This window comes from Pseudomonas sp. UBA6310, assembly GCF_002438225.1.
Classification (GTDB): Bacteria; Pseudomonadota; Gammaproteobacteria; order Pseudomonadales; family Pseudomonadaceae; genus Pseudomonas_O; species Pseudomonas_O kuykendallii.
In genome coordinates, this window is sequence record NZ_DJTK01000036.1 from 28,606 (window position 1) to 35,263 (window position 6,658).

General features: G+C 63.4%; 4 protein-coding genes. 2 read left to right on the forward strand and 2 right to left on the reverse strand.

Annotation, left to right across the window (positions count from 1 at the left end; all coding sequences use genetic code 11):
* Positions 1–3 precede the first annotated feature (3 nt).
* Together B3E91_RS09040 and B3E91_RS09045 are read right to left on the reverse strand one after the other, a co-directional pair.
* Positions 4–543 carry a GNAT family N-acetyltransferase gene (locus B3E91_RS09040; RefSeq protein ID WP_287029133.1) on the reverse strand — a complete coding sequence of 180 codons (540 nt, stop codon included), beginning with the start codon at positions 541–543 and terminating at the stop codon, positions 4–6.
* A gap of 40 nt (positions 544–583) precedes the next feature.
* On the reverse strand, positions 584–1,297 hold the full coding sequence (locus B3E91_RS09045) for a winged helix-turn-helix domain-containing protein (protein WP_287029134.1): 714 nt from the start codon (positions 1,295–1,297) through the stop codon (positions 584–586).
* Between the two features lie 682 nt (positions 1,298–1,979).
* On the opposite strand from B3E91_RS09045, the gene B3E91_RS09050 reads away from it, so the two are divergent.
* Positions 1,980–4,871 carry a ribonucleoside-diphosphate reductase subunit alpha gene (locus B3E91_RS09050; RefSeq protein WP_287029135.1) on the forward strand — a complete coding sequence of 964 codons (2,892 nt, stop codon included), beginning with the start codon at positions 1,980–1,982 and terminating at the stop codon, positions 4,869–4,871.
* Between the two features lie 383 nt (positions 4,872–5,254).
* Positions 5,255–6,502 carry a ribonucleotide-diphosphate reductase subunit beta gene (locus B3E91_RS09055; protein WP_287029136.1) on the forward strand — a complete coding sequence of 416 codons (1,248 nt, stop codon included), beginning with the start codon at positions 5,255–5,257 and terminating at the stop codon, positions 6,500–6,502.
* Positions 6,503–6,658 lie beyond the last annotated feature (156 nt).

A 6,658-nucleotide genomic window follows, 5' to 3' on the forward strand; every position in this document is an offset into this window, starting at 1 on the left:
GGCTCACGACCACGGATCGCTGCTCAGCAGGCCGTAGTGTTCGGTGTCGATGAAGCGCTCGTCCTTCAGCTCGCCGTCGCGGCGCGTGCCCTCATGGCGGAAACCGATGCGTTCGAGCAGGCAGCGGCTGGCGAGGTTGTCGGTATCCACCACCGCCTCGATGCGATGGATGCGCATGTCGTCGAAGGCATGCCGCAGGATCGGCGGCAGGCATTCGCTCATCACTCCGCAGCGCCAGTGTTCGGGCATCAGCCAGTAGCCCAGCTCGATGCGCCTGTGGCTCGGCGACCAGTCGTTGAAGCCGCAGGCGCCGATCAGTTGGCCCGGCGCCTCGCGAAAGGCGATGCCCCACCAGAGCCCGCTCTGCTGTTCCTGCAGGTCGCGGTACCAGTCCATCTGCGTCTGGGTTTCGTCCAGCGAACGGTAGGACACGCCGTAGTAACGGATCACGTCCGGGTTGGACAGCCCGCGGAACACCGCGTCGATGTCGCGCTGTTCGATCTCGCGAAGCAGAAAGCGCGCGGTAGTGAAGGTGGGAAACATGGCACAACCTCTTCTGGGCCTGTCCGGCGTATCGAGCAGCCTAGCGCATGTCCTCGGCCGCCTCGCGGACGAACAGGTAGCCCTTGCTGCGCACGGTCTTGATCAGCCGCGGGTGCATCGGATCGTCGCCGATCTTCGGCCGGATGCGCGAGATGCGCACGTCGATGGAGCGGTCCTGGCCGTCGTACTCGATGCCGCGCAGGGCATTGAAGATTTCCTCGCGCGAGAGGATGCGCCCGGCATTGAAGGCCAGCAGCCAGAGCAGGTCGAATTCGGCGCTGGTCAGCTCGATGCCGCGTCCGGCCAGCCAAGCCTCGCGCATCGCGTTGTCGATCACCAGCGGGCCGAACTCCAGGCGCCGCTGGTTCTCCGCGACGGGCTCGGCACTGCCCTCGCGGCGGCGCAGCAGGGCGCGGATGCGCGCCAGCAGCACGCGCGGGCGCACCGGCTTGCACACGTAGTCGTCGGCGCCGGTTTCCAGGCCCAGCACTTCGTCCATGTCGTCGGTGCGCGCGGTGAGCATGAGGATCGGCCCGTCGAACTCGCCGCGCACCTTGCGGCAGATGCTCAGGCCATCCTCGCCCGGCAGCATCAGGTCGAGCACCACCAGCGCCGGGCGCTCGCGCAGGATGCGCGCCGCCGCCCTGGCGCCGTCCGCCTCGATGCCGACGCTCAGCCCGTGGCTCTCCAGGTATTCACAGGTCAGTTCCGCCAGCCGCTGGTCGTCTTCGACGATCAAGATGTCCTGCTGCACCACGCTCTCCTCAGGGCTCCGGCTGACCGGATCGGCCGGCATTGTAGCAACGCCGCGGGGCGGATACAGGCAACGCTGGAAAACACAAGATGTAGTGGTCGCCTCGTCGAAGAAAAAAACTTTTGCCTGCGTAAAATCACCGCTGAGGCTCGACAGGCGGCGCAGCCCACCAACCACGCTGCCTGCGCCCGGTTACCCACGTTCCACCCACAATCCACGCACACGTTATCCACAGGTTTTGCCGGTTGATCAAACGCCCCTGACGCTCTATCTTGTATCCCGACAAAACAAACCCACTACATCTTGGGTTTACAACGAAGCCTTGCACTATTCAAGCGGTCCCGGAACGAAGCGTCGTACAGCCTCGGAATCCGCAGGCCGAAACGCTTTTCAGCAACCCTTTAGGCCGTTATCAGAAGGCCGGACCCTGAGTCAACGGCATTCTCATGCCGTCAGCGGTCGTAGTGTCGGCCCAATCGGGCAACCACTAGGGGTTGTGGTCGCGAGCGTACCCGCGACCAAGGACTTACGAGCCAGGAAGGCACTTGAGTCACGCCTTTTCCCTGCTCCGATCGTGTTTTCCACCGGTTAGCTGGCTGTACCGGGCGGAGAACGCATTTGGTTAAAAAGCGAACAGACGCGACGACAAGTGTCCAAACCAATTAGAAACGTGGAGACCCTCATGCAGATCGACACCCCACACGAGAAACCGCGGGCCACTGCTCCCCAAGCCGTCGAAGGCTCGCAGGACCTGAGTTCCACCGCCCCCGGCCAACTGCGCGTGATCAAGCGTAACGGCACCGTCGTCGCCTACACCGACGACAAGATCACCGTGGCCATCACCAAGGCGTTTCTCGCTGTGGAAGGCGGCACCGCCGCCGCCTCGTCGCGCATCCACGACACCGTGCGCCGCCTGACCGAGCAGGTCAGCGCCACCTTCAAGCGCCGCATGCCGTCCGGCGGCACCATCCACATCGAAGAGATTCAGGACCAGGTCGAACTGGCCCTGATGCGCGCCGGCGAGCAGAAAGTCGCCCGCGACTACGTGATCTACCGCGAAGCCCGCAGCCAGGAGCGCAAGCGCGGCGTCGCCGACGCCCCGGCCGTGGCCCACCCGAGCATCCGCGTGACCAAGGCCGACGGCAGCCTCTCGCCGCTGGACCTGGGCCGCCTGCAGACCATCGTCCGCGAAGCCTGCGAAGGCCTCGCCGAAGTCGATGGCGCGCTGATCGAGAAAGACACCCTGAAGAACCTCTACGACGGCGTCGCCGAGAAGGACGTCAACACCGCCCTGGTGATGACCGCGCGCACCCTCGTCGAGCGCGAGCCGAACTACTCCTACGTCACCGCCCGCCTGCTGATGGACACCCTGCGTGCCGAAGGCCTGGGCTTCCTCGGCGTGGCCGAGAGCGCCACCCACCACGAGATGGTCGACCTGTACGCCAAGGCGCTGCCGGCCTACGTCGACAAGGGTGTCGAGTTCGAGCTGCTCGACCCGAAACTGAAGACCTACGACCTGGCCAAGCTGGGCGCCGCGATCCAGCACGAACGCGACCAGCAGTTCACCTACCTGGGCCTGCAGACCCTCTACGACCGCTACTTCATCCACAAGGATGGCGTGCGCTTCGAGCTGCCGCAGATCTTCTTCATGCGCGTCGCCATGGGCCTGGCCATCGAAGAACCGAAGAACCGCGAAGAGCGCGCCATCGAGTTCTACAACCTGCTCTCGTCGTTCGACTACATGTCCTCGACGCCGACCCTGTTCAACGCCGGCACCCTGCGTCCGCAGCTCTCCAGCTGCTACCTGACCACAGTGCCGGACGACCTGTCGGGCATCTACAGCGCCATCCACGACAACGCCATGCTGTCCAAATTCGCCGGCGGCCTGGGCAACGACTGGACTCCGGTGCGCGCGCTGGGCTCCTACATCAAGGGCACCAACGGCAAATCCCAGGGCGTCGTGCCCTTCCTGAAAGTGGTCAACGACACCGCCGTCGCGGTGAACCAGGGCGGCAAGCGCAAGGGCGCGGTCTGTGCCTACCTGGAAACCTGGCACATGGACATCGAAGAGTTCATCGAGCTGCGCAAGAACACCGGTGACGACCGTCGCCGCACCCACGACATGAACACCGCGAACTGGATTCCCGACCTGTTCATGAAGCGGGTCTTCGACGACGGCCAGTGGACCCTGTTCTCGCCCAGCGAAGTACCCGACCTGCACGACCTCACCGGCAAGGCCTTCGAGGAGCGCTACGAGTACTACGAAGCCATGGCCGGCTACGGCAAGATCAAGCTGCACAAGACCATCGCCGCCAAGGACCTGTGGCGCAAGATGCTCTCCATGCTCTTCGAGACCGGCCACCCGTGGCTGACCTTCAAGGACCCGTGCAACCTGCGCAGCCCGCAGCAGCACGTGGGCGTGGTGCACAGCTCGAACCTCTGCACCGAGATCACCCTGAACACCAACAAGGACGAGATCGCCGTGTGCAACCTGGGTTCGGTGAACCTGGTGAACCACATCGTCGACGGCAAGCTGGACCTGGCCAAGGTCGAGAAGACCGTGAAGACCGCCGTGCGCATGCTCGATAACGTCATCGACATCAACTACTACTCGGTGCCGCAGGCGAAGAACTCCAACTTCAAGCACCGCCCGGTCGGCCTCGGCATCATGGGCTTCCAGGACGCGCTGTACCTGCAGCACATCCCGTACGCCTCCGAAGCCGCCGTCGAGTTCGCCGACAAGTCGATGGAAGCCATCAGCTACTTCGCCATCCAGGCCTCCTGCGACCTGGCCGACGAGCGCGGCGCCTACGAAACCTTCCAGGGTTCGCTGTGGAGCAAGGGCATCCTGCCGCTGGATTCGCAGCAGATCCTCATCGAAGCGCGTGGCCAGAAGTACATCGACGTCGACCTGACCGAGTCGCTGGACTGGGCGCCGGTCCGTGCCCGCGTGCAGAAAGGCATCCGCAACTCGAACATCATGGCCATCGCACCGACCGCCACCATCGCCAACATCACCGGCGTATCGCAGTCGATCGAACCGACCTACCAGAACCTCTACGTGAAATCGAACCTCTCGGGCGAATTCACCGTGATCAACCCGTACCTGGTCCGCGACCTCAAGGCCCGCGGCCTGTGGGACTCGGTCATGATCAACGACCTGAAGTACTACGACGGCTCGCTGCAGCAGATCGAACGCGTTCCGCAGGAACTCAAGGACCTGTACGCCACCGCCTTCGAAGTGGAAACCAAGTGGATCGTCGACGCCGCCAGCCGCCGCCAGAAATGGATCGACCAGGCCCAGTCGCTGAACCTCTACATCGCCGGCGCCTCGGGCAAGAAGCTCGACGTGACCTACCGCATGGCCTGGTACCGTGGCCTGAAAACCACCTACTACCTCCGTGCCCTGGCCGCGACCAGCACCGAGAAATCCACCGTGACCACCGGCAAGCTGAACGCCGTATCCAGTGGCCAGGTGGAAGGCCTGCAGGCTGCCCCGGCAGCCGAGCCGAAGCCGGCGCCGGTGCCGCAGGCGTGCAGCATCGATAATCCGGATTGCGAAGCCTGCCAGTAAGCAGGTCTGGCTTACGCACGAAGCGGAACGGCGCCCGCGTCGTTGCCCGGCAGGTCGGCCCCCATCACGTACGAACGTACGCTCAGGGGCTCCGACCCACCGGGCGCCTAGCGCTCACTCGCCCCGCTTCGCGCTGACGTCGGAGACCCCCTCTCCCATTTATGGGAGAGGGCCGGGGAGAGGGAATCAATCACGCTCCACCCGCTCGCGCCGCCGACATGGCGCCGAGCCGCTTTCAACCCCCTCGCCCATTCATGGGAGAGGGCCGGGGAGAGGGAAATGGCAGCGCCGCCCTCCTCCACATTTTTTCGACGTTTTTGCGTGCACCAAACGCAGTACACATTTTCGACCGGCGCAGTCCGGTCCAAGCAGGAGAAACTGCCATGCTGAGCTGGGACGAATTCGACAAACCCGAAGAAGGCGCCGCCAAGGCCGCCGCACCGCAACAGGCCGGTGCCGACATGAGCCTGGAAAAACTCGACAGCGTGGGCGACGCCGCCGCGAGCGAAGCGCGCGCCGTCACCGCCGAGGATTCCGAAGCCGTCGCGCGGGCCAAGGCCGCGCTGGACGAGCTGGACATCGTCGAAGGCCTCACCGACCTCGAAGGCTCCGCCGCCCGCGTCCAGGTCGACGAGAAGCGCATGATCAACTGCCGCGCCGACCTCAACCAGCTCGTTCCCTTCAAGTACGACTGGGCCTGGCAGAAGTACCTCGACGGCTGCGCCAACCACTGGATGCCGCAGGAAGTGAACATGAACGCGGACATCGCCCTGTGGAAGAGCCAGGACGGCCTGACCGAGGACGAGCGCCGCATCGTCATGCGCAACCTGGGCTTCTTCTCCACCGCCGACTCGCTGGTGGCGAACAACCTGGTGCTGGCCACCTACCGCCTGATCACCAACCCCGAGTGCCGCCAGTACATCCTGCGCCAGGCCTTCGAAGAGGCGATCCACACCCACGCCTACCAGTACTGCATCGAATCGCTGGGCATGGATGAAGGCGAGATCTTCAACATGTACCACGAGATTCCGTCGGTCGCGAAGAAAGCCGCCTGGGGCCTCAAGTACACCCGCTCGATCTCCGATCCGAAGTTCGAGACCGGCACCGTCGAAACCGACAAGCAGTTCCTCAAGAACCTGATCGCCTACTACTGCGTACTCGAAGGCATCTTCTTCTACTGCGGCTTCACCCAGATCCTCTCCATGGGCCGCCGCAACAAGATGACCGGCACCGCCGAGCAGTTCCAGTACATCCTGCGCGACGAATCCATGCACCTGAACTTCGGCATCGACATGATCAACCAGATCAAGATCGAGAACCCGCACCTGTGGGACGACGCCATGAAGGACGAAGCCCGTCAGATGCTGCTGCAAGGCACCCAGCTGGAAATCGAATACGCACGCGACACCATGCCCCGCGGCGTACTCGGCATGAACGCCGCGATGATGGAGGACTACCTCAAATTCATCGCCAACCGCCGCCTCTCGCAGATCGGCCTGAAAGAAGAATACCCAGGCACCACCAACCCGTTCCCATGGATGAGCGAGATCATGGACCTGAAGAAAGAGAAGAACTTCTTCGAGACGCGGGTTATTGAGTATCAGACGGGTGGTGCGTTGAGCTGGGATTGAGCTATTCAATAAAGGGACAAGGCAGCAAGCAGCATCAGTATTGACAGCCTTGGAAGCGCCTCCAGAGCTTAATCATCACAAATCATTGGCCATAGCGTCTGAACTGGCTTATCCAGTCAGACGCCACCCATCAAAAGTGGTCTGTCCCGGAACTGG

Bases quoted from the DNA above. Each gene is read 5' to 3' on its own strand.
- B3E91_RS09055 (WP_287029136.1), top strand. From the start codon at position 5,255: ATGCTGAGCTGGGACGAATTCGACAAACCCGAAGAAGGCGCCGCCAAG.
- B3E91_RS09040 (WP_287029133.1), bottom strand. From the start codon at position 543: ATGTTTCCCACCTTCACTACCGCGCGCTTTCTGCTTCGCGAGATCGAA.
- B3E91_RS09050 (WP_287029135.1), top strand. From the start codon at position 1,980: ATGCAGATCGACACCCCACACGAGAAACCGCGGGCCACTGCTCCCCAA.